Below are 25896 nucleotides of genomic sequence, written 5' to 3' on the forward strand. Positions count from 1 at the left end.
GATGCCTCATGGATAAACGGAATACAGAAGTACTTGTCGGCTGCTATGGAGAAGTAGATTTGGCATGTATTCATTGGTTGAATATACATGCTGAATCAGGTGAAGTGACACCTCTGGGGGAACAAGCCGGAATTGCTAATCCATCCTTTTTAGTGAAGCATCCGGTGAAAAACCGTGTGTATGCCATCAGTGAAGCAGCGGATGGAGAGGTAGTTTGCTATGAACTGGACTATGAAGCCCATCGTCTGAAGGAAAGAAGGCGTTTGCCGACACATGGCGGTCCGTGCTACGCGGAGGTAAGTGCCTGCGGAAAGTATTTATTTATCAGTAATTATTCGAATGCAGGTGTTGTTGTTTTTGCACTGGATGATAACGGAGATCTGCAGGAAGAAGCAGAGCATATTGCTTTTGTCTCTGAAAACAGGCAGGCTTCCCGTATCCATACCGTTCGGCAAATTCCAGAAACGTCCCTTTTCCTGCTGACGGATATTGGTAAAAGCAACATCTATCTGTATCAATGGGATGAAGAGAGGAGGAGTTTACTTCCCTTTCAAAGCTTGACAGTCCCGGAAAAAGCAGGACCGAGGCATGTAGCTTTTCACCCGGAGAAGCCAATCGTATATGTGGTCAATGAATACAAATCCACCGTATCTGTCTATCAATATGCGGTTCCGTCGGACTCTTTACAGTGCATTCAAACGGTGGAAACAGTTCGTGAAATAAGAAATTATGGAGCAGAAATTCAATTTTTGGATGGCAAGGTGATTACCTCTAATCGGGGATCAGATACATTGAGTCTTTTTAAAGTAACTGAAAATGGGTCATTGGAAAAGGAAGGCTCTATTTCTGCAGGCGGCGAATGGCCAAGACATTTTTGTAGTAACCAATGGGTAGATAATCAATTATTTGTTTGTCACCAGCACAGTAACAACCTGGCTGTTTTCAAACAAATGAATGGTACCTATTCCATGATAGATAATACATTTTCTATACAGTCTCCAGTTTGTATTGTTGCTTTATAGCATTTTGAATCCATTCTAAAAGAACAAATTGGTGAGAAAATAAGCCATCCGACAAATAAAGACAAAATATTTATATTAATCATTATAATGTTATGTTGACGTTTCGGGATAATAGTGGTACTATTTTGAATAAGCAAAATAATCCGTATGACATCTTAGACATTATTTGATTAAAGGGGGAAGGAACTAAATTAAAAAATGAAGATGGCAGTTGTTTGTTAGAAAAAGTTTGTTTTACATTTTTACCTACTTAAAAGGGGGTTCATTATGTTAAAGAAATGGTTTTTCTTCATCGCAACACTTGTTTTTGTAAGCGCTTTATATGCGTGCAGCGGCGGAGATGACGGTGATAGTAAGGAAGGCGAAGCAGCGGGCGGCGATAATGTCAATGCGACAGGGTTTCCAATCGTAGAAGAGGAATTAGAGCTCACTATCTTTGCGAACAAGCCCGCACAAAATGAAGGCAATGACTGGAATGATATTTTAATCTGGAATACGTACAGAGATTTAACAAACATTAATGTGAATTGGAATTCCGTAAGCCCGGATGCTCTGGAGGAGAATAGAAACCTGGCATTGGGCAGTGGTGACCTGCCAGATGCATTCTTCCTTGCAGAGCTGTCAAATACGGATTTATTACGATACGGTTCCCAAGGGGCGTTCCTGCCATTAAATGATTTGATTGATGAATATGCACCAAATTTAAAAGCTTTAATGGAGAATGACCCAACAATTGAAAAAGCAATTACTTTCCCTGATGGTAATATCTACTCCATGCCATCGCTCATTGAAGATGATTTTCTCTCTTTACGGCTCAGTGCAAGACCTTGGGTGAATGAGGATTGGCTGAATGAGCTGGATATGGATATTCCGGAAACGACAGGAGATTTTTATGAATATTTAAAGGCAGTAAAAGAACTTGATCCAGTAGGAAATGGGGATACGATTCCTTATGGAGGTACAGACATTGCGGAGCTTGTTCAATGGCTGTCTGGATCGTTCGGCGTAATGAACCATGGTGCCTCCAACACAAACTTGGATTTAGATCCGAATGATGACTCGAAGGTGCGCTACTATGCAACCGCTGATGAATATAGAGAGATGCTGGAATACATCCATATGCTGTACGAAGAAGGATTAATTGATCAAAGCATTTTTACCATTGAATGGGGCCAGTTCCTTGCCAATGCATCGGATAATCTATATGGAAGTATGATTTTCTATGATCCAATTGAATTATTCGGGGAAGAGATTGGCTCGCAATATAATAGTTTAGCAGCTTTAGAAGGTCCAGACGGGCATCAGTCTTATAATAAACTTTCATCCTCTGTATGGACTCCAGATAACCTGGTGATTACCAGTGAAAACCCGAACCCGGCTGCAACGGTCCGCTGGATGGATCATTTCTATGGAGATGAAGGTGCAGAGCTTTACTATATGGGTGTAGAAGGAGAAACATTTGAAATAGAAGATGGAGAAGCCGTTTATAGTGATCATATTTTGAATCCGGAGGGTGATATGACATTTGAACAGGCGATTGCCCAGGATTTAACCTGGCTTGGTTCCATCAGCGGAATTATTAAAGCAGATTACTTCCAAGGAGGAGAAACCGCACCGCAATCAATGGAAGCAGCTGAAAAAATTGAGCCGCAAGTCATTGATGAGGTATGGCCGAGGTTTACTTTCACAGAAGAGGAAAACCGTATTCTGCAATCAACAGGTGAGGACATTAATAAGTATGTAGAAGAAATGCGCGACAAGTTTATTACAGGTGATGAAGATTTAGATAACTGGGATAGCTATATCCAAACGATCGAGCAAATGGGAATGGAAGAATTGCAGGAGGTTTACCAGGCTGCATATGACCGCTATCAATCTAATTAAAGCAGAGGTTTAAAAAGGTTCATTCACATCGAGAGGGCAGTAGATCTCATGCCCTCTCTTTTTTTACAAGTGGGTACATCATGAGATGGATTACATAAGAAACAAGAATGGATTTTCGCTGCTGCTGTGTTTCATTTAGCAGGGAAATTCCATAGAAAAAAGGGGGATAACGGAAAGATGGCAAAAAATCAATCCATACAAAAGGGTAGAGGAGCCGTTATCAAAAAGAATTTTCTGCGCAACTGGCAGTTATACCTTTTCATGATGCCAGTCTTTTTGTACTTTTTTATATTTCATTATATACCAATGTACGGTGTGCAGATTGCCTTTAAGGATTATTTTGCAACACTTGGCATTTGGGGAAGCGAATGGGTCGGGTTTGAGCATTTTGAACGTTTCTTCAGCTCCTATTATTTTTGGAGACTGCTCAAAAACACCATTATTTTAAACCTGTATATGCTGGTCTTGTTCCCATTGCCGATTATTTTAGCGTTAGCATTTAATGAGCTCCGAAATGGTGCATTTAAAAAATGGACACAGACGCTGACCTATGCACCGCATTTTATATCGGTTGTCGTTGTTGTCGGGATGCTGGTAGCTTTTCTGGACCCGAATACAGGCTTGATAAATCACTTATTACGTGCGCTTGGAATGGATACGATTCCGTTTTTGACCAGTCCAGACTGGTTCCGCCATATCTTTGTATGGTCCGGTCAATGGCAGACGCTGGGATGGAGCACGATTATTTACCTTGCTGCACTGGCAGGCGTGAACCCGGAATTACATGAGGCGGCTAAAGTAGATGGTGCGACACGGATGCAGCGGATTACAAGGATTAATATTCCAAGTATTATGCCGACAATCGTTATCTTGTTTATTTTGAATATCGGTAATTTCATGCAAATCGGGTTTGAAAAGGTACTCTTAATGCAGAATACGCTGAATTCAGAGACGTCGGACGTTATTCAAACCTTTGTATATGAGACAGGGATATTGGAAGGACAATACAGCTTTGCTGCCGCTGTCGGGTTATTTGAGTCAGCTATTAATATCGTGCTTTTGATTACTGTGAACCAAATTGCACGGAAAGTTAGCGAGAACAGCCTATGGTAAGGAGGGAGATGCGTGATGTCCAGGTTCAGTTTGTCGGATAAAGCCTTTGACCGGCTTAATTTAATATTTGTTTTGCTTGTGACGTTAATCATTATTTATCCGTTGATATTTGTGATTAGTGCGTCCATCAGTGATCCTCATGCTGTAAACACAGGGAAGATGTGGCTATGGCCGGTAGATTTGACGTTTGAGGGTTTCCAGCGTGTATTTCAGAATGATGCGATTTGGACAGGATACAAAAACACCATTCTATATACAGCAGTCGGCGTCATTATTCACTTGTTTGTCCTCCTGCCGGCATCGTATGCGTTATCGCGGAAAGAATTAATGGGCAAAAAAGCCTGGCTTTGGTTTATCTTATTTACGATGCTATTCAATGGCGGATTAATTCCTACGTATTTGGTCGTCCGCAATCTGCAGATGCTGGATACGATGTGGGCGATTGTGATTCCCGGAGTAGTCGGTGCCTGGTCGATTCTCGTAGCGCGGACCTTTTTTCAGCAGACGATTCCCGATCAGCTGGTGGAAGCAGCTAAAATCGATGGAGCCAGTGATATTTATTTATTTTTTAAAGTCGTCTTGCCGTTATCGATGCCAATCATTGCTGTTATGGCATTATTTCACGGCGTTGCGTTATGGAATCAATATTTCAATGCGCTGATTTATTTGCGGAGTGAAGATAAATTTCCGCTCCAACTTATCTTACGGCAAATTCTCATCCTGAATGAAGTGAGTGCAGACAGTGCGTCCAGTGCTGCCGGAAGCGCGCAGTCCTTTGCAGATCAAATAAAGACAGCTTCCCTTGTGAAATATGCGGTGATTATCGTATCTGCACTGCCGCTGCTGATTGTTTACCCGTTCCTGCAGCGTTTCTTTGTAAAAGGAGTATTGATAGGGTCTGTGAAGGAATAACAGTACACATACACAAAGGAAAGGAGAGGTAATGATGGCAGAAGTAGCTCGCGGATATTATAGCGTTGCGATTTGGATAACACGTTTTGCTTATCTGAATATATTATGGATTCTATTTACGATGGCAGGTCTTCTTTTCTTTGGAGTTATGCCTGCAACGGTCGCGATGTTCGCTGTTGTCCGCAAGTGGCAGCGGGGCGAGGAGGAAGTTCGGATGTTTGCAGTATTCTGGGAAATCTACCGGCAGGAATTTTGGAAAGCGAACGGTCTTGGTATTATATTGTTCGCGCTTGGCTACTTGTTTTCGGTACAATTTCAAATACTTGGTGCACAAAGCGCCTTAGTCTATCAAATGGCCCAATTTTCCGTTGTGATCGCCTTTGCGCTGCTGGCTGTATTCTTGGTTTATTTATTTCCGGTCTATGTCCATTTTAAGCTGCGAACCATACAGTACTTAAAATGGCCGCTAATTATTGCGATTGTTCATCCGATACTCACGGTATTTTTACTGGTTTGTATTGGTGCAGGCGGTTATTTAATATTTCAAGCATTTCCGGCAGTGCTTTTCTTTTTCGGAGGCAGCCTTTCCGCTTACTTGATTACGTGGGGGGTGTCTAAAACATTTGCAAAGTATGAAGCGGCAGTCTAGAAATAATAAAATAGATAAAACGAAGCGTCATGAAGCGGGAGTTTTACAGGCGGTTTTCCGTGATAAAAGAAAAGCATGGACAGAGGGGGACGGGCGATGGTACAGGTGATTAAAAATGCATTACTTACGAATGGGCAAAAGGCAGATATTTTAATTGAAAATGGGCGAATCAAGGATGTTGTCGCAGATGCAGGCAGCTTTTATCCAGTTCTGGCAGATGCAGAAGGGATGTATGTTTCGCCTGGGTGGATTGATCTACATACACATGCTTTTCCAAAATATAAGCCTTATTGCGCTGTCCCTGATAAAATTGGTTATCAAACAGGAGTAACCACTGTAGTCGATGCGGGAAGCAGCGGAGCAGATACGATAGAGGAATTCCACCAGATTGCAAAAGCGGCAAAAACCAGAGTGCTTGCTTTTCTGAATATCTCAAGGATTGGTTTAAAACAAATGGATGAATTAGCAGATATAAATAATATTTCCTGGAACGCAATACAAAATACGGCAGCTGATTATCCTTTTTTCATTATTGGGTTAAAAGCGAGGATGAGTGCCAGCGTGGTGGGGGATAATGGGTTAAAACCGCTGCAACTGGCAGTAAAGTACAGCAAAGCGCTCAGGAAGCCGCTCATGGTCCATGTAGGCAGCGCCCCGCCCATGCTGGAGGAGATACTGCCTTTGTTAAAGAAAGGGGATATTCTCACACACTGTTATCATGGGAAACACGCCAATCATATTCTAAAGCCTGGAGGAGAAGTTGCCTCGGCTTTAGCGGAAGCCGTCCAAAGAGGTATCTATCTTGATGTAGGGCATGGGAAATCAAGCTTTTCCTTTTCTGTAGCCAAAAAAGCAATGGAATCAGGAATATCTTTTGATACAATCAGTACGGATATTTATGAGGAAAATCAAATAAATGGCCCCGTGTACAGCATAGCAGCAACATTGACGAAATTCCTGGCATTGGGTTATTCATTGGAAGCGGTTATCCGTGCGGTAACAGAAATCCCGGCACAGGTTTTAAAGCAGCCGAAGCTAGGTAATTTTCACCGCGGTTCTTATGCAGAATTTACTTTTTTTACTGTCGAGCATCAACAAAAAACGCTGGTTGACTCGATGGGAAATGAAATCATCACAAACCAGGTGATTAAACCGCAGGCTGTTTATCTCGGTAATGAATATATTGAATTGGAAAAGCATTATTCCTATGAATAGCAGGGGGAAGGGACCCCTTTCCGGTTGACTACAAATTTTAGTATGAGCAGGATTCTTGGTATAATAAGAAAGTAGAAAAAGATATAACAAGCATGGGCATGCGTTCATCAGGAGATACAGTGTGAAAGTAAGGGGAATGACGGGCACGCATACAGTGGATTTGGATATAGAAAGGTAGAGATGACAATGAAGCTAAATTTAAGACAGGGATCCTTATACTTACAGGTGAAGGAGATATTGAAGGAACGAATAATTAACGGACAATATCCCAAAAACAGCTTAATTCCTTCTGAACCGGAATTAGAAAAAGAATTCGAAGTGAGTAAAATTACGATTCGCCGGGCGGTGGAACAATTAGCTCAGGAAGGATATGTGGAGAAAAAAAGCGGCATTGGGACGACAGTACTGGCGAACCAGGCTGTTTCGAAGCTTTCCAAAGGACAGCGTTTTTCTGAATATCTGATTGGGGAAGGTCATCAATTAGGTAAAAAGCTGATCGAGGTGGAAAAAGTAGACGCTATCCTGCCTGCTATCCATGATTTAGCTGGGGAAGGCGCTTATTGTGTAGAACGTCTCTATACATTAGACGATAAGCCCTACATTCATTTCAGGCATTATATTCCATCATCGATTTCCCTGCCAAATGATCCCAATGTCTTTGTCAATTCATTATACGATATGCTCTATCAGGAGGGAATCCGCTTCTTTCGGTTCAAGGATGAATTCAGCGTGGCTATCCCGGAGCCGGCTGTTGCAGAGATGCTGGAAATGGAGCTGCAGCCGTTACTGCAGCGGGAACGTTTTTCTTATGACGAGCGTGACAGGCTGGTAGAATATTCGGTTGCTTATTACCGGACAGATATCCATAAGTATATTGTTAATTTTAATGTATAGCGAAAAGCGTACCTGAAGTAAGGTACGCTTTTGCTGTGCTTATAGCATTATTTTGGGAGTTTGCTTTCCAGTACTTCCTTTAATACAAGGGCATGATTGTGTTCTTTATCTTTGGCAGCATACAATAAAATAAGTGTCTGCTGCTTTTGCAGTTTCTGGAGTTCAGCTAATTTCTTTAATTTTTCATCATCATTTAGCAGTTCTTTTTTATATGCTGATTTAAAATCTGCAAATTTTTCAGGGTCATGGTTAAACCATTTTCGTAATTCTGGCGTAGGTGTTACTTCTTTGGCCCAATCATCGAGCTCTGCGTCTTTTTTGGAAATTCCCCGCGGCCAGACTAAGTCCACTAATACACGATATCCAGAGTCGTTAGATTTTTCATAGATACGTTGCAGTTTGATAGACATTGATTATTCCGCCTTTCCAACCAGTTGATTTCTCTTTAAGTTTATCATTTATGCGATTTGGTTTCTATGGATTGGTTCAGGCTGGAATAATTATATCTCAACCGCACTTAAGAATAAGCAAATATATCTTACTTTTTTAATGTGCAAATGTTGATTAATATTTATACGGTTTGCTTGCGCCTTCTTGCTAAAAACAGCAGGAACCCGCCTGCTGCAATAAATGCCAGTCCCCAGATTCCTTTTTCTGCATAATTAGAAGCAGTATCAGGGAGCTTTTCCTTTTTATCCCTATCGCTTTCAACTGTTGAGGCTGCTTCCATGTCCACGTCAGCTTCCGCTGTTTTTGGAGATTCCTTCACATAAGAAGTCTCCTCTGTTGCCGGAGGTTCCTGCTTCCTTTTGAATCGCATTTCCAGTATCTATAATCGTATCAGCGTCAACTATTTCCCCGGAAATAATCAAGTCAGCAAGAAAGTCTCCTTGCAGGTTATAAATATTCGCCTTCAAGTCCGTATTTTCGAGCTTTGTTAAGCTGAATAGTGTCTGCAGGGTGATCGGCTCTTCTCCTTCGTCTGTAACAAGAACAAATTCTACATGGAACTGAAAGATATCAATCAATTCATGGAAAATAGATAATAGCTCCGTAACTTGTCCAGGCGTTAATTCTGTCGCTTTCTCAAAATCGGAAAAAGCCATCATGCGTTCTGCTAAATTGAGCATTCTAGCAATTGTTTCATCACTGGTGATGTCTGGAATACTCCGAATATGCTCTTCCAAACGAAGCAGTTCATCCTCTGTTAAATCGAACTCCTCCATAAAAAAGCTTAAATCAAAGAAATCCTCCTCCCAAATAATTTCGCCGTCTAAATCGTTGAATAAATCATCTAAGAAAACATAGCTATGGATGTCTAGCCCGTTATCAGAGATAAGCTGCAGAACATCTTCTGTGGCCATTTCAAAATAAGGACCGACATTGCTCAAATCTTTATGGATGATTTCTCCTAAAAAGTCGGACAGCTCGTCGACCGTCTTAAAATCATTTAACTCAGATCCGTAAAGAGCTAATGCATTTTCAACATGGTCAGGAGTGACCTGAAAGCCCCGGATTGCTGTTGCTTCGGCCAGATAATCTGCAAGTTTTTGGTCAAAATCAGGCTCTCTGGGTGTTAAATTGTATAAGTAATAGTCCGTGTTCATATAAAGATCATCTAAAAAAATATAATCCTCTAAGGTTTCGCCAAACTCAGCCAGGGTTGCCCGGAGGGTACTCTGGTCAATATTATAATCACTATAAATCTGTTTTAAATTGTTACCATCTTGATGGATGACCTCTCCTAAGAAGTCTTTTAAATCGGTGACGGTATCAAAGTCCTCTAGATAGAAATCATAAAGCGACAACGAAAATGTGATATCCTCTTTGGTAACTGTAAAGCCGCGCACTTCACTAATTTCCGTTAAATAATTCTCCAAATCTTTTTGAAAGCTGTTTGATTGCGCATCTGCAGTCCCAGGTAAAACGACAAACAAAAATAAGAATAATGCAAAAATTTGTGTCGATTTCCTCATTTCTTCTCCTCTTTTCGATTAAAATAACTAGCTCAATGAGAAAATTATAGCCTTGAAATCCCTTTCTGGCAATCTATTTTTTGAAATATTTTTCAAATTTAAAAAGTATAGAGATTTCACACTGTCAAAAGAAGGATTACATCAGGAAACGTTTACAAAATATAAAGGTTATGTCACTATATTAGTATACAAGTATTCATCGATTGATAAAGGAGATATGCCGCATGAAGACATTTTATCCGAAGAAACAGCTGAGTAAGGAATCTAAGGGTGAGCAAGTGCTTGCAGAATTAAGAATGAGGATTATTTCCCGCGAAGTCAAGGCAGGAACGGTACTATCAGAAAATCAACTGGGGGCTTTATTTGATGTCAGCCGCTCTCCGGTGCGAGAAGCACTGCGTGTGCTGGCCAGTGAAAATCTTGTGCGATCCGAGCGGATGGGTGCAGTTGTTGTCGGTATCTCTGAAAAAAATATTGAAGAAATTTATGATGTCCGCTTAATGGTGGAATCCTTTACGTTTGAACGTCTATTGAAAATGCAGACAGATGCACTGGTTCAAGAATTAAGGAAAACGTTAGAGATGATGGAAATTGCAATCAAATACAAAGATGTAGATCAATTTTCTTTTCTAGATCTGGAATTTCACGAAACGGTTATTAAATACATTGACCATCATCATATTATGATGCTGTGGACGAATTTAAGACCTGTTTTGGAATGCCTGATTATTTTATCGATGCGCTACCGGATGATAACGGATGAAAAAGATTTTGAACGTGTTCTTTATAACCATGAGCTTATCGTGGAAGCCATTGATAAAAAGGAAAAGAATTTAGTGGACCTGGCTTTTGAGAGAAACTTTCATGATGTGCACAATCAAGTAGAACCTATCTGGACAGAGGAAGAGATGATGAAGACGGTAAGAGAATATAGTGCAAAAGAATAGGCAGCAAGCTATTTTAATATAAAATAGCTTGCTGCCATTATCTTCAAATTGTTTTATCTTGGACGATTTTTCCATCTTGCATTTCAATGATATGATCGGCAAAGGTCAACATGTCCATATCATGTGTAACCATTAAAACCGTAATATTTCGTTCCTTTGCGAGCCTTTGGATAAGTGTCATTACTTCTTTAGAGCGTTTGGAATCAAGGCTGGCAGTAGGCTCATCGGCAAAAAGCATTTTAGGGCTGTGAATAATCGCTCTTGCTACAGCGATGCGCTGCTTTTCTCCTCCAGATAAAGAGGCCGGATAAGCATCTTTTCGTTTCCACATATCGACCAGTTCTAAAATCTCTCTGATTTCCTTTTTCTGCGTTTGCTTGGAAAGAGGGGTTTCCGCAGTCTCCAGCATCAGAGACAGTTGTTCCTGGACGGTTAAAAAGGGAACCAGATGCGCAAATTGAAAAATAAACCCAAACTGTTTCGCCCGAATTTGACGGAGCTCTTCCCTTCGCATCGATGTCAGCTGTTGCTGCTCGAAGGAAATCTGCCCATCAGATGCTGTCTGCAATCCTGCTGCAATGGTCAGCAGGGTACTCTTGCCTGAACCGGAAGCACCGGTTAAGGCAGTAATTTTTCCTTCTGGCAGGGTAACATCAATCCCTTTTAATATCTCTTCTTTCACCTCTCCGTGAGTAAATGTTTTTTGCACGTTTTTTATCGTAAATAAACTCATTTTACATCTCTCCTTGCTGTATAGCCTGCATTGGCTCGACACGCTTAATTTGAATCCCGGACAACGTGGCTCCGATAAATCCAATGATGATAAAAACGAGAGAGAGCAGTCCTGTTGCCTGCCATGTTAAATGAAAAGGCATTCCGCTTGGCGCCAGTACTTGGAAAGTCTGGCTAATGACAATAGATAAAATCAGCGAGATCACAGAGATGATAAGCATCTGCGCCCACATCATTTGAAACAGCTTTCCTGTCTTAACACCTAATGCCTTTAATATGCCGTAAATACCCAGCTTTTGAACGTTGATCATATAGAAAAAGATGGCAAACAACATCCCGCTGATAACCAGCAGGAAGATGACAATCATATTCAGTGACATCTGTTCGGCACTGTAGCTCGGGATCGTATTTAAAAATTCACTATTTGAAAAAGCCTGCAGATTTTCGAAGGCTGGTGCATCCCCCGTGATAAATGCGAGCTGCATCGAGTCGGTATGGAAGAACGTTTGAAAATCATCCGGGTTGATAAATGCCGCCGGTGAGTGACTGTATTTTTCATGTTCTACAAATCCTGCTACCGTCAATGTCTGTTCCCACTGTTCATTTGTTATTTCATCTCCTACCGCGATTCCTTCTTCTTCCAGTGATGCATCTAAAATAACATCGCCAGCGTTGACCTCTGGAAAATAGGTGCTGTCCGTTGCTGCTACATAAGCAACGCTGCGCTGTTTATCTGCAGTGTCGATAAAATTCCCAATCTGGATTGAGAAAAACGTGGTCTCAGGCTGTTCTTCTGTTATTTCTTGCTGCTGCTCTTCTGACAGACTGGAGAAGCTGTAGGTTTCGTCTGCTTCTTCCTCCATATAAAACGTCCCGCCCGGCAAATTTTTAATCAGTGAAGCATTGTCCTGCGAGAGCCCATTTGCCAGGCCGGATATAATAAAAGTTAATAAGCTGATTAAAAAAACAATCGAGCCCAGGATGGTATAACGTAATTTATTTTTCTTCATTTCTTTCCATGCCATTTTCATCTTGCTCTAACCTCCTGAATGTTTCGTATATCCAGAAGTATATAGGGCGAATATGAACGCAATATGAACAGGAAATGTCAACAGAGGTGTTGCAAGTATTATAGGAGGGAAATAAAAAAGCCGATTTCTGTCACTTAAGTTTGAATGGAAAGATTCAAAATAAATGAAAGAATATCGACTATGTTTCATAATCTATGGAATTAATTAGCTGCGAAACGATTTACATAAACAATCAGCTGGTCTGGCCTTGCATAAATCTAACAGGTAATTGATAAAGACTATCCAGCTCCACATCTGCATTATTTATCCGTTTCATCAGTAAATCAATCAAGAGATCGACAAATTGATCAATCGGCTGTAAGATGGTCGACAGCTGCGGAAAATAGTTTTGGATAAATTCCGTCCCGTCATAACCAATTACTTTTAAATCTCCCGGGATATTAATCCCTAATTCCTGCGCTTTGTTAAGAACCAAAATGGCTGTTAAATCATCCGTACAAAAAATACTGTCTATATCCTCTTTGGATAATATCTGGCGAATTTCCGTAGCTTTTAAAAATGGAGAATGCTCCAAGGGGAAGTGGTAAACCATTGGTTCTAACTGATGCTCCTTTAATACAGATAAATAGCCTTCCAGACGCTTGTTTGTCGGTGAGTCGGATTCATTCGTCCCTGTGAGGATGGCAATTTTTCTGCCGCCTCTTTGATAGAGCTGCTCCGTTGCCAGACGGCCGCCTTGATAGCTGTCGCTGGAGACAATAGGAATACCTTCTGCCAGATGACGGTCAAATGAAATAATAGGCAGCCCCACATTTTCATATTCCGGAATTCCCAGATTATGCGCTCCTGCAATAATACCATCTACTTTGTTAGCAGCGAGCATTTTTAAGTAGTCCCGTTCTTTCTCCTTGTTATTGGCGCTGTCACAAAGAATCGTTTTATATCCTTTTTCAAATAGCTTTGTCTCCATTTTGGATGCTAATTCGCCAAAAAAAGGGTGAGATACAGTAGGGAAGATCAGACCAATCAATTGTGTATCTTTTCCCTGCAGCGAGCGGGCCATCGAGTTCGGCTGGTAATTTAATTCTTCCATCGCTTTGTGTACCTTATCGATGGTTTTCTGGCTTAGGTAGCCATAATGATTAATTACCCGTGAAACGGTTGTTGCTGAAACGCCTGCCCTTTTCGCTACATCTGTCAATTTAACTCCCATGATGCTCTCACCCTTTACTTATTACTCATTCATTTCGCGTAAGGTCCAGAAATCTCCCGTATAATCCCCTTCAAACCCTTGAAGGAAGATATGCGTCTGCTGCGGGTCTTTCACAAAAACACGGCTCGTGATGACGCGATAGCCATCATTAACAAAAACCTCGCAGACAGAACGATCTGCAAAAATATGCAATGTCAGCTTATCCTGTCTTTTGAGTGCAGCAGTTCTAGTGGAACCATAGGACTCTCCAAAAGGGATACCTGCCTTACTGCGGTCCATGCTTATTGTATCATGTTTTGCATCGAAAGAAATCTTCAGACCTTCTTTATTCTGCTTATCTGCAAATAAATATAAAGAGCCGGATGTACCTGCATTTAATTCGAGCTTTAATTCATAAACATTGCTGTCAGGTGAGCTTAATAACGTATTGGATGCTTGTGCAGAACCCTGCAATTCCTGATGATTCTGCCGTAATTCCTGCATTTCTGCAACTGGTTTTTGGTACAGATGATTTTCCTTGATGGACAATTCTTTCACGATACTGAGGCAATGCGCCCATCCTTCTTCAAAGGTAGGATAATCAATTTCCGGCAGCCCAATCCAGCCAACGCTCAATACACGGCCATCCGGTGCCTGGAATGCTTGTGTTGCATAGATATCAAAGCCTTCATCAAGGTTGATTAAATCAGACGTGTTTTCGATCGATACCGTCTCTTTATTAAATGAGGAACCGATGACATACATATTTGGATAGATATTTTGATAAGAGGAAATGTCTTTGTCTAAACCCTGTGGGCAGAACAGCAGCACAGGCTGACCGTCTACCAAAACGAAATTAGGGCATTCCACCATAAAGCCCATTTCTTCTGTTGTATAATCTAATTCACCAAGCAATTCCCAATCTGTCAGATTGCTGCTTTGGTAAGCTAATACCGCACCTTTTTCATTTTTTGTTTGGGCACCAATCATCATCAGGTAATGATTCTGATAACGAAATACCTGCGGGTCCCGAAATTCATGTGTATAGCCTGCCGGCGGACTATCGATTAAGGGTTCCGTTATTTTTTCTACTTCCATTTCCGTGTTCATCCAAGCACCCAGCTGATAAGAATGACGCTCCCACTCCTCGTTACGCACATTTCCTGTATACATTAAAAATAGCTTGTCTTCTACTGTCATCGCTGAGCCTGAATAAACCCCATGACTATCATAAGGAGAATCGGGTAATAAAACGTAATCATGCTGCTCCCAATCAACTAAATTATCCGATACCATATGATACCAGGACTTCACGCCGTGCACAGGTCCAAATGGATAAGCCTGATAAAATAAATGCCACTTCTCATTGTAGAATGAGAAACCGTTCGGATCATTTAAGAGGCCGGTTTTCGGTTGAATATGAAATGCCAGCTTCCATCCGGACTGCTCTAACTCTGCCGCAAGCATATCCTGATAGCTTTTAGACCATTGGTGATAAGGTTTATAACGCAAAGGTGTCGTCCATTCTGTTATTAATTCCATACTTTTTCAACTCCTTATATCTATTAAACTTCTTATATAGAACATATGCAATAATCATTAATATGTCAAACGTATAACATAATATTATCTAAATTAAAAGCATTTATATAAATGATTAGTGAAATATATGATAAACGATTGACATATTGGTTTTTTGTTTGTATGATAAAAAAAACGGTTACAGGGAGGAAGAAATCATGAATCATAAGCAGGTTGCAGAAGATATCCTGAAAATGCTTGGCGAAGATAATATACAAGCTGCCGCTCATTGTGCAACTCGTTTACGTTTAGTCTTAAAAGATGATGAAAATATTGACCAGCAAGGATTAGATAATCATCCAGATATTAAAGGAACGTTTAAACAAAATGGTCAGTTCCAGATTATTATCGGTCCTGGTGATGTAAATAAAGTGTATAAAGAATTAACAGATGCAACAGGCATTCAAGAAGTATCCAAAGACGATTTGAAAGCAATATCGGAGGAAGAGAAAAAACCGAATCCAATCATGTCATTTATTAAATTACTGTCTGACATCTTCGTGCCGATTATTCCGGCCTTAGTAGCGGGCGGTTTATTGATGGCTTTAAATAATGTGCTGACATCTCCGGATTTATTCGGCCCGCAGTCGGTTGTAGAAATGTTTCCTGCCATTGAAGATGTAGCCAGTATTATTAATCTGCTTTCTTCTGCGCCATTTGCCTTTTTACCAATTCTGATTGGTTACTCCGCCACGAAGCGATTTGGCGGTAATCCGTACTTAGGTGCTGCAATGGCGATGGCCATGGTTATGCCGGATTTAGTCAATGGCTATGCGGTAGCAAATGCGATTGAGGACGGAACAATGAGCTACTGGAACATTTTTGGTCTGGACGTAGCACAAGCTGGGTATCAAGGGTCTGTATTGCCAGTCTTGGCAGTGTCATGGATTTTGGCTAACATTGAGAAGTTCTTCCATAAACGGCTGGCGAATGCATTTGATTTTACCTTTACACCAATGTTTGCGGTAATTCTTACTGGATTTTTAACGTTTATTTTTGTCGGACCAATGATGCGTTCCTTGTCTGACGGATTAACAGACGGTCTTGTGTGGTTATACCAGACCACAGGAGGATTTGGCTTAGGGATCTTCGGAACGTTCTATTCTGCAATTGTTATCACGGGGCTGCACCAAAGCTTCCCGACGATTGAAACGATGCTGCTTGCGGATGTAGCAAACACTGGCGGTTCCTTTATTTTCCCGGTTGCTTCCATGGCAAACGTAGCCCAGGGTGCGGCATGTCTGGCAATCTTCTTTGTTACAAAGAATAAAAAGCAAAAAGGTCTGGCGTCTTCTGCAAGTGTATCTGCGATGCTGGGTATTACAGAACCGGCGATTTTCGGGGTGAACTTAAAACTGAAATTTCCATTCATTTGTGGAATGATTGGGGCAGGCATTGCTTCTGCATTTATCGGCTTTTTCCATGTGCTTGCAGTAGCAATGGGACCGGCGAGTGTGATTGGTTTCATTTCCATTGCACCTAATTCGATTCCAATGTTTCTGATCGGTATTGTCATTAGTATGGTAGTTGCTTTTACGTTAACCTTTATCTATGGAAAGCGAAAATTAGCTGCGCCAGAAAATGATAAAAGCCCGGAAGAACCGGCAAATGAAACGAATACGGAAGCTACTTCTGTTCAAGCAGGCGAAGTAACAATCAGCTCCCCGCTTACTGGAAAGCTTATTCCGTTACAGGAAGTGAATGATCAGGTGTTTTCATCAGAGATGATGGGGAAAGGGATAGCTATTTATCCGGAAAAACAGCTGATTGTAGCTCCGGCAGACGGGACGATTACCGTCACTTATGATTCTGGGCACGCTTTTGGAATTCGTACGGATCAAGGAGCAGAAATCTTAATCCATATCGGTATTGATACTGTAAATCTGAATGGAGAAGGCTTTGATTGCAAAGTAAGCCAAGAACAGCAAGTAAAAAAAGGCGATATTTTAGGAGCATTCAACATTGATGGAATAAAAAATGCCGGTTATGATCCAACGGTAATGATCATTATCACCAATACGGGTGATTATGCGGAAGTATTTCCTGTAAATCAGAAAGCAGTTACGGAAGGCGATAATTTACTGCATTTAAATAGATAAACAGTCTATCTCTCTACAAGAGGAAGAGTGGTTTCAGACAGTATATTAATAATCTGAAAAAGAGAAGGGACATTTTGTCATCCTTCTCTTTTTCACGTTGGATTAACTCTTTATTTTAGTTTGTTTTTGTGAACAGGGTAAGAATAAAAAAGCAGGCAAAGCTGATTAGAAGTGTGACTCCGCCTCCAATATAAAGAATAAGTGTAAGCAGCTGCGGCAGCTCAAATGGCTGTACCATATACAACCACATTCCAAGCGTTAAACCAATGGATCCTGCTGCTGCACTCCATACATGGAGGGCTGTTAAGAAAGATGATTTTGGCTGAAAAACTTTATAGAATATTGCCCAGCAAAATAGGGACAGCCAGCCGACTACCAGACTGTGGGCATGAACAGGGCGGAATGCATATGATCCTGAACCTGCCATATGTGCGCCCAAAATGGCACCGATGAGACCGAAAACTCCTGATAAGATTAATAACAAACGACTTGGATTTTTAATCATAATGTCCTCCTTATTTCTTTTGCTTCATCGTAACGAATGAATATGAACGCATTGTGAATAAGGAGAAAAACTTAGTTAGAAATCGGCAAAGTAACAATAAAGATAGTTCCGGCAGTTTCACCAGGTCTGGCTATGACAGTACCGCCGTGTAAATCTATGATTGTAGCCACAATGGATAAGCCCAATCCTGTGCCTTTTACACTCCTTGTACGGGAAGCATCCGCCCGATAAAAACGGTCAAAAATACGTTCTGCTTCCTCTTCAGAAATACCAATTCCCGTGTCTGTAAAAGAAATAGAGCATTGCTCATTTGTATATGTGAATTGAATATCAATACTGCCGCCTGATTGATTATATTTTAATGCGTTGGAAAGCAAATTATCCCAAACCGTATTTAACAGTGAAGGGTCGCCGTAAATTTCCAAGTCAGGGAGTGTGTAGCTCAGCATGATTTCTTTTTCATGAATCAGCCATTGATAACTTTTTAATAGGTTTTTTAATTGACTGCTGACGTTAAAATGCTTCTTTTTTACAATGTGCTTTTCATGATCAAGCGAAGCAAGCAGCAGCAATTGGTCCGTCATGGTGGATAAACGTCCGGTTTCTTCATTAATAATTGAGATATACTGCTGCCTGTCTTTTTCTGTTAATTCGTTATCCTCCAGCAAGTTCGTATACCCTTTGATATTAGATAATGGAGATTGAATATCGTGCGAGATATTAGAAACAAATTCTTTGCGTACTTGTTCGTTTTCCACAATTTGTTTCGCCATCTGTGAGAAACTTGAGGATAACTCTCCAAGCTCATCCTTTCGTTTCGTGCTCAAGGCATTCACCTGGAAATCTCCTTTAGCCAGCTGTTTAGTAGCATCACTAAGCCGGGAAATGGGTTTGATAAGGTAATTTGTGCTAAAAAGAACAAACAAAATACTAAGGATAATTGTTAAAGCAAAGAGCACTCCAAATAATAAATGCATTTCGTTGAAGAGCAGCTTGATGTCTGGTCGGATAAATAGTGCGAAGCTCTCTCCCTGATACGTAAGCGGCACCCCAATGGAATTCTTCAGCTCATTGGCAAAAAAACCTGTTACAAAGGTTTCCTGAGGGAAATGGAGCATGCCATGGTAAACTTCCCCGTTCAGCACATTTTCCACGACAGCTGATTCCAGATTATTTTCCCGGAAGGCTGCTCCGAAGAACTGTTCTTGACTTGAGTTATCCACAAGGTATAGTTGATAACCGACATCTGCTATATTTGATAAATAGTCGCTGATATCGATTTCTGGATTATTTTCAATAAACGCAGCCATATCTAAGGCGATTTCTGTATTTTTTGCATCGTTTTGGGGCTTCAGAGAATGCTGGTAATAGGTATTCGATATGAAAAAGGCAATCACACCACTAAGCAGCATGATACCAATAGTGACAGCAGCAAATTTAACATATAGTGACCGCATTATTCTGCTGACTCCAGATAATAGCCAACACCTCGGACAGTTTTAATGGAAAAAGCAGAAGTCAAGGAAGAAAAACGCTCCCGCAGTCGTTTGACATGAACATCTACGGTACGGTCATCACCTTCATAATCGATTCCCCACACTTTTTCAATCAGTTGTGAGCGGGTAAACACATTTTGTGGATAAGTTGCCAATAATGCTAATAATTCAAATTCCTTTAAGGGAAGTAACAGGGTTTTATCCCCAATCTTTACCTCATAACTATCCAGATTAATTTCGGTATCTCCCAATCGTATGATATGCGTATCGTTCTCCTGATGGTAGCGGCGCAGCAAAGCATGAATACGGAAGCTGAGTTCACGCGGTTCAAATGGTTTTACTAGATAATCATCTGTTCCCGCCAGAAAGCCTTCTTCCTTATCCTCAATTTGCCCTTTGGCTGTGAGTAAAATAATCGGAATATCGTATTGCTTACGAATTTCTTTTGTCAGCTGAAAACCGTCCATAAATGGCATCATTACATCGACGACGGCTAAATCACAGCTGGTTTTATTTAAGAGAGATAAAGCATTTGCACCATCCTTGGCTTCTGCAACGAGAAAACCTTCCTTTTCAAGCTGGATCCGGACAAGCTGTAAAATGCGGGTATCATCATCAACAATTAAGATTCTTTGCATATGGGTAGTCTCCATTCATACTAGTTCATACTTAGTTTAAGCTTACAGCAAATGATAGCAAGCTGCCAAATTATTCTTCGATGCTTACGTGATTAACCGGAACATAACGAATATGCCAATACACCAGCCCTATTCCCGACAACACACTGATAATAGAGAAAATCAGCATCCCGAAAAGACCAAATTTTAAATATCCGAAAAGGAGTCCGATAACGAATAGAATAGGTGAACTCAGCCGTCGCACGCTGGTCTCCAAGGACCCTCGCAGCATGGATTCCTTCCATGGGAAAAGCTCAATAAAAGAATTAAATCGAAAGCCAAGCCAGCCTGTTTTAGTAATATCCACAATGATATAGATCGAAGCCAGCCAAAATAGATAGCCAGTCCAATGCGGTGCAGATACAATCAGCACCGCAATTAGGAGTCCTGTAAGCTGAACAAGCGGCATCAGCACCGGTAAATTGCGGAAGAAGGATTTAAAATAGGCATCGGTGAATATCATTTCACTGCTTTGCTTTTGAAACATAACCTGTGATTCCTTCCAGAGCCTGATTGGTTTTGCAGAAGGAGGTTTGTACCCTTGCTGCCGGACATTGGTAAATAAAAGATTAACCCATTTTCCTCTTGTTTGTTCATCCATTTCAGCAATTTTTAAAAAATGGGTTCCATGATAAGCAAGCTTGTCAGATACAAAAGTAATAGCGATAACACTTAAGGTTATCCACATTATCCACAGAGGTAAATGTAATAAGATACCCTGTGATAAACTTATCCATAGTATAAGGATTAGAATAATGGATATCGAACGAATAATAAAAGAGGAGATATGAATCTGTGCATATTTTTTCCATAGGGTTAGCAAACATACGCCTGAGAGATAGTAAAGCCATAAATATCCCAAAGAAAGCAGAGATAAAGAGAATAGTTTGCTTAGAAAAGGTGCAGCAATGATAAAAAACAACGTTGCGGTAAGTAGCATCATACTAGTTGAATAGACGATTCCATATTGAGAGATGCGCCGCAGCAAGGGAATATTTCTGCTTAAGAAAAGCTGGTCCGCCAGATAAGTAAATAATTTGATATGATGGAAGAAAAAGCTTATTACCAATATCATCATCCAGCCATACCAGCCAATGAAATTTAATAGAAAGGGGATATCCTGCAGCCATTCCATGTAGAAAAAAGCACCAATAGCAATCCCGGGAATCAAGATATAGATAAATAAGGTCCAATCCAGTATCAGCTTGCTGGCTTCCCATAGATTTTTATAATCGGACTGGAGCCGTTTGAGGAACAGCGTGCGTGCAGTTCCATTCATGATACGCCCTCCTCTAATAATTCATAAAAACAATCTAAAAGAGAAGTGCCAGCGGACTGATTTGTTTCTTTTTGTAACTCCAGTAAATCTCCTTGGAAAATCGTGTTTCCTTCGTTTAAAAGAATGAACCGGTCACAGAGTTTCTCTGCGGAATCCAGGACATGTGTAGACATCAACAAAGCGGCTCCGCGTTCTTTTTCCTGATACAGCAGGTTAATCAAATGCTTTGTTGCGATTGGATCTAATCCAATAAAAGGTTCATCAATGATATAAATGTCCGCTTCTGTCATAAAGCTTAGACAAATCAATGTTTTTTGCCGCATTCCTTTGGAAAAATGAATAGGCAGTTCATGTTCTTTACCCGTAAGCGAAAATTTCTTGAGAAGATCCTTTGCGCGGGGCTCCCAAATAGTTTGGGGCATTTCATAAGACGTCGCAGCAAGCCGTAAATGCTCCCAGAGCGTAAGGCGATCATAGAGAATCGGCTCTTCGGGGATGTAGGCCAGCTGTTTGTCTTTTTCTAATTCAATATTTCCATGTACATGCTCCATGGTGCCGATGATTGATTTGATTGTTGTACTTTTCCCGGCGCCATTTGCTCCGATTAAACCGACAATTTCACCGGGACAGATGGTGAAATGAATGTTTTGCAGATAAGGTTCCTTTTGCTGATAACCTGCTGAATCGATATGTACCTGCAGCACAGAATCTCCTCCCTGAGTTATAGAGTGTGTTTCTATTTAAGTAAATGAATTATTCTATAATAGAAATACGGTAAATCAGGAAAAAGGTTTCGTTTTAATAAGAAACAGCGGCTTTCCAAAGCTATATTCATTTTATCTGTTTGCTTTCAAGTATGCCTTTCCATTAAGATAGATATAATAGAAATAATTTGAAAATTTGTTCGCAGGAGGAAGATAGAATGGCAACGTTTGAAGAGTTTATGAAGATCGATTTACGTGTAGGTACGGTATTGCATGCAGAACCGCTCGAAAAGGCGCGTGTTCCGGCGATTAAATTACGGATTGATTTTGGCGAGGAGCTTGGTGAAAAGCAATCATCGGCACAAATTACAAAGCGCTATACACCAGAGGATTTGATAGGACGTCAGGTTGTTGCGGTCGTTAATTTTCCGCCGCGTCGAATTGCCGGCTTTAAATCAGAGGTGCTTGTCGTTGGCGGCGTAGAAGAAGAGGGAGATGTCGTTTTGCTTCGTCCGGATGAGCAAGTAACAAACGGGACGAAAATTTCGTGAAGCGCTAAGTTTAAAATCAAAAAAGAACTGTCCAGCTATCTTGAACGGACCTTTGCAACGGTTTGTTCAAAGATGCGTGGAAAGTTCTTTTTTTCGCAGTAAACTGGCTGTGCGGATTCCACTGAATAAAGATTTATTTTATTCTTGTACCGGCTGTTCGATACTTCCCATAAATAAAATAATATCCTCTTCTGTATTGGTGATGGTGAATAGAAATGGACGGTTGATATTCATGGTAAACGTATCTTCCAATACAGCAGAAGTTTCTTCTACCTCCACTGAAGTAGCGCCGGCAGCTTCTGTTCCTTCTTCATCGACGTCGATAAATGTTTTATGAAAAATTCTGCTGATATAAGCGTCTGAAGCATTCGTTCCCTCAAACATGTTGGATAAATCAGCCTGATTCGGGTCAAAGGCCTGTTCCATGCCAAGATGAATGAAAAAGTCATTGAGCTCCGATTCATATTCCAGCGTGAAGGATGGAAGTAATACCGTTCCTGTTTGCTGCTCTAACGCATCCATGCTTTCTTGCCATTTTTCCAAAGAAAAGTCTTCTCGGAAATTAGAAAAGCTCGTGTCCTCACTTGGCAGGAAAATCTGCATTTGTATGGTTTCTTCCTCTTCATAAGGCAAGGAAACAACCTGGACATTCTCATCTTCCCAATAATATAAGTCTTTCTTATACAAAGTCATCATCGGTGTTTCTATAGTGGAGCCATCTTCTAAAGAAAATTCCTGTTCTTCTGTTAAGGTTTCATCGAAGGGATACGTCCAATCTCCTTGAAAGTAAACGGCATTAAGCAAGAATAAAATTAAATCAGGAGAAATATCATCAGCCATATGATCAATCCGGTCATTGGTCTGTTCAGCAACCCAATCATTGATGGCATCAGCAGTTGTTAAAGGGTCTATTTTTGCCTGATAATATGTTTCTAGTGCTTCTTGATAAGCAGCATTTATTTCCATGTCCTCCCTGAACCATACAGCATTGGCGAGATACAGTTCTACCTCCTGATTATCTGCTGCTTGCTCCATTAACAAATCGTGGTCGGCAGAAAGCAAGGCATCCGAGTCGATGTTTTCCAGGCCAAGCACTTCTTCCATTTCTGCTTTTGTTTTCCCATCTGCGCCGTGATAGGTCATGTTCAGTGCTGTCCAAATACTGATAGGCGAAATAAATACATTACCATCCTCGTTCTTGTCTAATCCGGAGAGTGCTTCAAACCCAAGCTGGTTTAATCCTGCCTGTACGGTTTCTTTGGAAGCATCGTCTGGCGATTCTATATCGGCAGGCGATGGATTTTCTTCAGAATCAGAGGAATTGCAAGCGGTTAAAATAAGAACGATACAAAGACAAAGTAATTTTTTCATCATTTTATCAGCATCTCCTTATATGATTTTGTTAAACATATCATACATGAAAGGGGGGAACAACTATGCCTGAACCCCGCGCCAAAATACCTTCCACATCGACTCCCCATGACTTTCAATAACATCCATTTCATAATAGTTTGTTTCATACGATAGACCGTCCAATAAACCATAAAAAGCGCGAGCAGCTTCTTCTGGAGAAACTTCTTCTGTAACAGCACCATCTGCCTGTGCTTTTTTTATCTCTTCTTTAAAGGACGCCCGTGCCTGCTCCTCGCTGTCACGCAATATTTCTAAAACTTTGTCCTTTAAACCTTTAGGAGGATAAGAGGAAAAACGATTATAAAATTCAATACTGCTGTCGTGATTTGCCATGTCCTTCACATGTGCCTGGAAAGAAAGATACAATTTTTCCTGCGCGGTTTTCCCCTCATTTTTAAAGGCGGACTTCACAAAATCCACGTAATCCGCAGCGATTTTTGTGGTTACATCGAAAAATAATTCTTCTTTACTGTTGTAATGTGCGTAGAGAGAAGATTTCTGCAGGCCAACTCGATCGGCGATTTTTGTCATGGAGGTCCCATTATAGCCAAGCGTTGCAAAAAGCTCCATTCCTTCGAGTAAAATTTTTTCTTTTGTATGCATGATGATTCTCCTTTGACAGAGTAATGATGGTGAGGTAAAATTTCTCTAGAAACGAACGGTCGGTAGGTTATGTTATTTCTTATTATAAAGCATATATCCCTGCCTGTCATGTGAAAATAAACAAAACGCTTTGTTTCATCAATAAGAAAGCCGGAGGAAAGATAGTATGGAAGCACAGCCTTTATTTAAAAATCGTACGTTTGTGTTGTTGTTTGTTGCTGGGATCTTTGGTGTTGTCAGCTTCAGTATGTTTTTGACAACAACGACATGGTTTGTTATCAGTGATAGCGGATCAGCCAGCTCGTTAGGACTTGTATTAATTGCTGCAACCGTCCCGAGAATTTCGATGATGATTTTCGGAGGAGTGGTAGCGGACCGTTACAAGAAGACGACGATTATGTTTTTAGCGAATTTTGTGCAGGCTATTCTTTTGCTTGTGTTATATATACTGATAAAAAATGATGCATTATCACTTACTTTGCTTCTATTGATTGCTGCGGGATTTGGGATGCTGGATGCCTTTTTCGGGCCGGCAAGTTCATCGATGATTCCTAAGATTGTTGAGAAAAGCCAGCTGCAGCGTGCCAATGCTTTATTCCAGGGTGTCGATCAGATTTCATTTGTAGCAGGTCCGATTGTTGCCGGTGTATTAATGGAATCTATCGGTGTCGGCGGCAGTTATTTTGTAGCAATGATTTTGGCTTTGCTTTCTGCGGTCATTATTTATCCGCGCTTCATTAATGAAGGGCCGGTTTCGTTGCAGGAAAAGCAGAAGCCAATCAAAGAAATCAAGGAAGGTCTGGCGTATATTCGCAATTCAAGCTTTCTTATGACGGGGTTAGTTGTACTTATTACACTTAACTTCTTTGTGTTTGGAACATTGCATATTGCGATTCCTTTCCTGGTGGAAAGCTATGGCGGAACCCCGCTTAATCTAAGTTATATGGAAGCCAGTCTGGGGATTGGTCTGGTGGCTGGCACAGGGATACTCAGCTCTGTCTTAGTCAAGAAGAAAGGGAGGACCTCCTTATTTGGATTATTGGGAGCATTAATCGCATATGTCATTTTTGCACTTGTTCCTAATTTAACGATGCTGACAATAGTTGTGTTCTTTATCGGGTTTTCCATGTCATTTGTATTCATCCCATTCTTTACTGCTGCTCAGGAACAGGCGGAAGATTATATTATGGGAAGGGTCATGAGTATTATTTTCCTGGCTATGAATGGATTCGATCCGATTTCTTACGCCCTTGTTTCCGGGTTATCAGCTGCTAATATCCCAATTCAAGCTATTCTGCTTGGTTTTGGAATGCTTGGCTTGATTATTACAGCAGTGTTATTTACAAAAGCAAAAACCTACAAAAGCATTTAAATCTGCAGAGTTAAAAACCTCTTATGTGACGTTAAGGCCCATAAGAGGT

At 40.8% G+C, this 25896-nt stretch carries 25 protein-coding genes; 11 read left to right on the plus strand and 14 right to left on the minus strand.

Translation table 11 applies throughout. The features are described 5' to 3' along the window. The first annotated feature begins 8 nt into the window (after positions 1–8). From BN997_RS01710 to BN997_RS01740, 7 genes are all read left to right on the plus strand, one after another. Positions 9–1022 (plus strand): lactonase family protein, encoded by a 1014-nt coding sequence (locus BN997_RS01710; protein ID WP_042529095.1) that lies wholly within the window; start codon positions 9–11, stop codon positions 1020–1022. Positions 1023–1289: 267 nt separating this feature from the next. Further along, positions 1290–2906, plus strand: coding sequence for an extracellular solute-binding protein (locus tag BN997_RS01715; RefSeq protein ID WP_042529097.1), 1617 nt, complete (start codon positions 1290–1292; stop codon positions 2904–2906). Positions 2907–3083: 177 nt separating this feature from the next. Further along, entirely contained in the window at positions 3084–4019 is a 936-nt protein-coding gene (locus BN997_RS01720) for an ABC transporter permease (RefSeq protein ID WP_040978049.1), read from the plus strand. Between the two features lie 15 nt (positions 4020–4034). Beyond that, complete coding sequence (locus BN997_RS01725; RefSeq protein WP_042529099.1) at positions 4035–4931, plus strand: carbohydrate ABC transporter permease; 897 nt, start codon at positions 4035–4037, stop codon at positions 4929–4931. A gap of 34 nt (positions 4932–4965) precedes the next feature. Next, on the plus strand, positions 4966–5580 hold the full coding sequence (locus tag BN997_RS01730) for a YesL family protein (RefSeq protein ID WP_042529101.1): 615 nt from the start codon (positions 4966–4968) through the stop codon (positions 5578–5580). Between the two features lie 96 nt (positions 5581–5676). Next, entirely contained in the window at positions 5677–6795 is a 1119-nt protein-coding gene (locus BN997_RS01735; protein WP_042529103.1) for an amidohydrolase/deacetylase family metallohydrolase, read from the plus strand. A 186-nt stretch (positions 6796–6981) separates the two neighbouring features. Next, positions 6982–7689, plus strand: coding sequence for a GntR family transcriptional regulator (locus BN997_RS01740; RefSeq protein ID WP_042529105.1), 708 nt, complete (start codon positions 6982–6984; stop codon positions 7687–7689). Between the two features lie 47 nt (positions 7690–7736). On the opposite strand, the gene BN997_RS01745 is transcribed toward BN997_RS01740, so the two are convergent. The 3 genes from BN997_RS01745 to BN997_RS01755 all read right to left on the minus strand — a co-directional run bounded on the left by BN997_RS01745 (position 7737) and on the right by BN997_RS01755 (position 9665). Then, entirely contained in the window at positions 7737–8099 is a 363-nt protein-coding gene (locus BN997_RS01745) for a DUF488 domain-containing protein (RefSeq protein WP_042529107.1), read from the minus strand. Between the two features lie 161 nt (positions 8100–8260). After that, positions 8261–8458, minus strand: coding sequence for a hypothetical protein (locus tag BN997_RS01750; protein WP_042529109.1), 198 nt, complete (start codon positions 8456–8458; stop codon positions 8261–8263). Then, positions 8427–9665, minus strand: coding sequence for a processed acidic surface protein (locus BN997_RS01755; RefSeq protein ID WP_042529111.1), 1239 nt, complete (start codon positions 9663–9665; stop codon positions 8427–8429). Before BN997_RS01755 ends, BN997_RS01750 begins: the two co-directional genes overlap by 32 nt. Before the next feature lie 224 nt (positions 9666–9889). Between BN997_RS01755 and BN997_RS01765 the strand changes: the two genes are divergently transcribed. After that, complete coding sequence (locus tag BN997_RS01765; protein WP_042529115.1) at positions 9890–10612, plus strand: GntR family transcriptional regulator; 723 nt, start codon at positions 9890–9892, stop codon at positions 10610–10612. 43 nt (positions 10613–10655) lie between these two features. On the opposite strand, the gene BN997_RS01770 is transcribed toward BN997_RS01765, so the two are convergent. The 4 genes from BN997_RS01770 to BN997_RS01785 form a co-directional block, all read right to left on the minus strand. Beyond that, the gene (locus BN997_RS01770) at positions 10656–11345 is read right to left on the minus strand and encodes an ABC transporter ATP-binding protein (protein WP_042529116.1); all 690 of its coding nucleotides are present in this window, start codon (positions 11343–11345) and stop codon (positions 10656–10658) included. 1 nt (position 11346) lies between these two features. Further along, a complete protein-coding gene (locus BN997_RS01775; protein WP_042529118.1) occupies positions 11347–12375 on the minus strand; it encodes an ABC transporter permease in 1029 nt (342 codons plus the stop codon). A 232-nt stretch (positions 12376–12607) separates the two neighbouring features. Then, positions 12608–13588 (minus strand): LacI family DNA-binding transcriptional regulator, encoded by a 981-nt coding sequence (locus tag BN997_RS01780; RefSeq protein ID WP_042529120.1) that lies wholly within the window; start codon positions 13586–13588, stop codon positions 12608–12610. 21 nt (positions 13589–13609) lie between these two features. Beyond that, complete coding sequence (locus BN997_RS01785; RefSeq protein WP_042529122.1) at positions 13610–15109, minus strand: sucrose-6-phosphate hydrolase; 1500 nt, start codon at positions 15107–15109, stop codon at positions 13610–13612. 197 nt (positions 15110–15306) lie between these two features. Here BN997_RS01785 and BN997_RS01790 point away from each other — a divergent pair, with 197 nt between their 5' ends. Beyond that, positions 15307–17247: a sucrose-specific PTS transporter subunit IIBC gene (locus BN997_RS01790; protein ID WP_042529123.1), complete on the plus strand. Its 1941-nt coding sequence runs from the start codon at positions 15307–15309 to the stop codon at positions 17245–17247. A gap of 115 nt (positions 17248–17362) precedes the next feature. On the opposite strand, the gene BN997_RS01795 is transcribed toward BN997_RS01790, so the two are convergent. From BN997_RS01795 to BN997_RS01815, 5 genes are all read right to left on the minus strand, one after another. After that, positions 17363–17752 (minus strand): hypothetical protein, encoded by a 390-nt coding sequence (locus tag BN997_RS01795; protein ID WP_042529125.1) that lies wholly within the window; start codon positions 17750–17752, stop codon positions 17363–17365. A 71-nt stretch (positions 17753–17823) separates the two neighbouring features. Further along, entirely contained in the window at positions 17824–19209 is a 1386-nt protein-coding gene (locus BN997_RS01800; RefSeq protein WP_042529127.1) for a sensor histidine kinase, read from the minus strand. Continuing rightward, entirely contained in the window at positions 19209–19886 is a 678-nt protein-coding gene (locus BN997_RS01805) for a response regulator transcription factor (RefSeq protein ID WP_042529129.1), read from the minus strand. The genes BN997_RS01800 and BN997_RS01805 overlap by 1 nt, the downstream gene beginning before the upstream one ends. Positions 19887–19956: 70 nt before the next feature. Beyond that, positions 19957–21204, minus strand: a complete 1248-nt coding sequence (locus BN997_RS01810; protein WP_052484864.1) for an ABC transporter permease — start codon at positions 21202–21204, stop codon at positions 19957–19959. Beyond that, positions 21201–21908: an ABC transporter ATP-binding protein gene (locus BN997_RS01815; protein WP_042529131.1), complete on the minus strand. Its 708-nt coding sequence runs from the start codon at positions 21906–21908 to the stop codon at positions 21201–21203. The genes BN997_RS01810 and BN997_RS01815 overlap by 4 nt, the downstream gene beginning before the upstream one ends. A gap of 218 nt (positions 21909–22126) precedes the next feature. On the opposite strand from BN997_RS01815, the gene csaA reads away from it, so the two are divergent. Continuing rightward, positions 22127–22459, plus strand: coding sequence for a chaperone CsaA (gene csaA / locus BN997_RS01820; protein ID WP_042529133.1), 333 nt, complete (start codon positions 22127–22129; stop codon positions 22457–22459). A gap of 138 nt (positions 22460–22597) precedes the next feature. Here the strand turns inward: csaA and BN997_RS01825 are convergent, their stop codons facing one another. Both BN997_RS01825 and BN997_RS01830 read right to left on the minus strand, forming a co-directional pair. Next, positions 22598–23833, minus strand: a complete 1236-nt coding sequence (locus tag BN997_RS01825) for a serpin family protein (protein WP_052484865.1) — start codon at positions 23831–23833, stop codon at positions 22598–22600. 60 nt (positions 23834–23893) lie between these two features. After that, complete coding sequence (locus BN997_RS01830) at positions 23894–24475, minus strand: TetR/AcrR family transcriptional regulator (RefSeq protein WP_042529135.1); 582 nt, start codon at positions 24473–24475, stop codon at positions 23894–23896. 166 nt (positions 24476–24641) lie between these two features. On the opposite strand from BN997_RS01830, the gene BN997_RS01835 reads away from it, so the two are divergent. Then, the gene (locus BN997_RS01835; protein WP_042529136.1) at positions 24642–25847 is read left to right on the plus strand and encodes an MFS transporter; all 1206 of its coding nucleotides are present in this window, start codon (positions 24642–24644) and stop codon (positions 25845–25847) included. The last annotated feature ends 49 nt before the right edge of the window (positions 25848–25896 follow it).

Origin of the sequence: Oceanobacillus oncorhynchi (genome assembly GCF_000821065.1) — a bacterium.
In the GTDB taxonomy this organism is placed as follows: Bacteria; Bacillota; Bacilli; order Bacillales; family Amphibacillaceae; genus Oceanobacillus; species Oceanobacillus oncorhynchi.

Excerpts from the sequence above, each read along its gene's own strand:
- BN997_RS01785 (WP_042529122.1), bottom strand. The coding sequence starts at position 15,109 with ATGGAATTAATAACAGAATGGACGACACCTTTGCGTTATAAACCTTAT.
- BN997_RS01720 (WP_040978049.1), top strand. The coding sequence starts at position 3,084 with ATGGCAAAAAATCAATCCATACAAAAGGGTAGAGGAGCCGTTATCAAA.
- BN997_RS01835 (WP_042529136.1), top strand. The coding sequence starts at position 24,642 with ATGGAAGCACAGCCTTTATTTAAAAATCGTACGTTTGTGTTGTTGTTT.
- BN997_RS01735 (WP_042529103.1), top strand. The coding sequence starts at position 5,677 with ATGGTACAGGTGATTAAAAATGCATTACTTACGAATGGGCAAAAGGCA.
- csaA (WP_042529133.1), top strand. The coding sequence starts at position 22,127 with ATGGCAACGTTTGAAGAGTTTATGAAGATCGATTTACGTGTAGGTACG.
- BN997_RS01725 (WP_042529099.1), top strand. The coding sequence starts at position 4,035 with ATGTCCAGGTTCAGTTTGTCGGATAAAGCCTTTGACCGGCTTAATTTA.
- BN997_RS01745 (WP_042529107.1), bottom strand. The coding sequence starts at position 8,099 with ATGTCTATCAAACTGCAACGTATCTATGAAAAATCTAACGACTCTGGA.
- BN997_RS01795 (WP_042529125.1), bottom strand. The coding sequence starts at position 17,752 with ATGATTAAAAATCCAAGTCGTTTGTTATTAATCTTATCAGGAGTTTTC.
- BN997_RS01755 (WP_042529111.1), bottom strand. The coding sequence starts at position 9,665 with ATGAGGAAATCGACACAAATTTTTGCATTATTCTTATTTTTGTTTGTC.
- BN997_RS01770 (WP_042529116.1), bottom strand. The coding sequence starts at position 11,345 with ATGAGTTTATTTACGATAAAAAACGTGCAAAAAACATTTACTCACGGA.
- BN997_RS01775 (WP_042529118.1), bottom strand. The coding sequence starts at position 12,375 with ATGAAAATGGCATGGAAAGAAATGAAGAAAAATAAATTACGTTATACC.
- BN997_RS01800 (WP_042529127.1), bottom strand. The coding sequence starts at position 19,209 with ATGCGGTCACTATATGTTAAATTTGCTGCTGTCACTATTGGTATCATG.
- BN997_RS01730 (WP_042529101.1), top strand. The coding sequence starts at position 4,966 with ATGGCAGAAGTAGCTCGCGGATATTATAGCGTTGCGATTTGGATAACA.
- BN997_RS01715 (WP_042529097.1), top strand. The coding sequence starts at position 1,290 with ATGTTAAAGAAATGGTTTTTCTTCATCGCAACACTTGTTTTTGTAAGC.
- BN997_RS01810 (WP_052484864.1), bottom strand. The coding sequence starts at position 21,204 with ATGAATGGAACTGCACGCACGCTGTTCCTCAAACGGCTCCAGTCCGAT.
- BN997_RS01830 (WP_042529135.1), bottom strand. The coding sequence starts at position 24,475 with ATGCATACAAAAGAAAAAATTTTACTCGAAGGAATGGAGCTTTTTGCA.
- BN997_RS01740 (WP_042529105.1), top strand. The coding sequence starts at position 6,982 with ATGAAGCTAAATTTAAGACAGGGATCCTTATACTTACAGGTGAAGGAG.
- BN997_RS01780 (WP_042529120.1), bottom strand. The coding sequence starts at position 13,588 with ATGGGAGTTAAATTGACAGATGTAGCGAAAAGGGCAGGCGTTTCAGCA.
- BN997_RS01765 (WP_042529115.1), top strand. The coding sequence starts at position 9,890 with ATGAAGACATTTTATCCGAAGAAACAGCTGAGTAAGGAATCTAAGGGT.
- BN997_RS01825 (WP_052484865.1), bottom strand. The coding sequence starts at position 23,833 with ATGATGAAAAAATTACTTTGTCTTTGTATCGTTCTTATTTTAACCGCT.
- BN997_RS01710 (WP_042529095.1), top strand. The coding sequence starts at position 9 with ATGGATAAACGGAATACAGAAGTACTTGTCGGCTGCTATGGAGAAGTA.
- BN997_RS01805 (WP_042529129.1), bottom strand. The coding sequence starts at position 19,886 with ATGCAAAGAATCTTAATTGTTGATGATGATACCCGCATTTTACAGCTT.
- BN997_RS01790 (WP_042529123.1), top strand. The coding sequence starts at position 15,307 with ATGAATCATAAGCAGGTTGCAGAAGATATCCTGAAAATGCTTGGCGAA.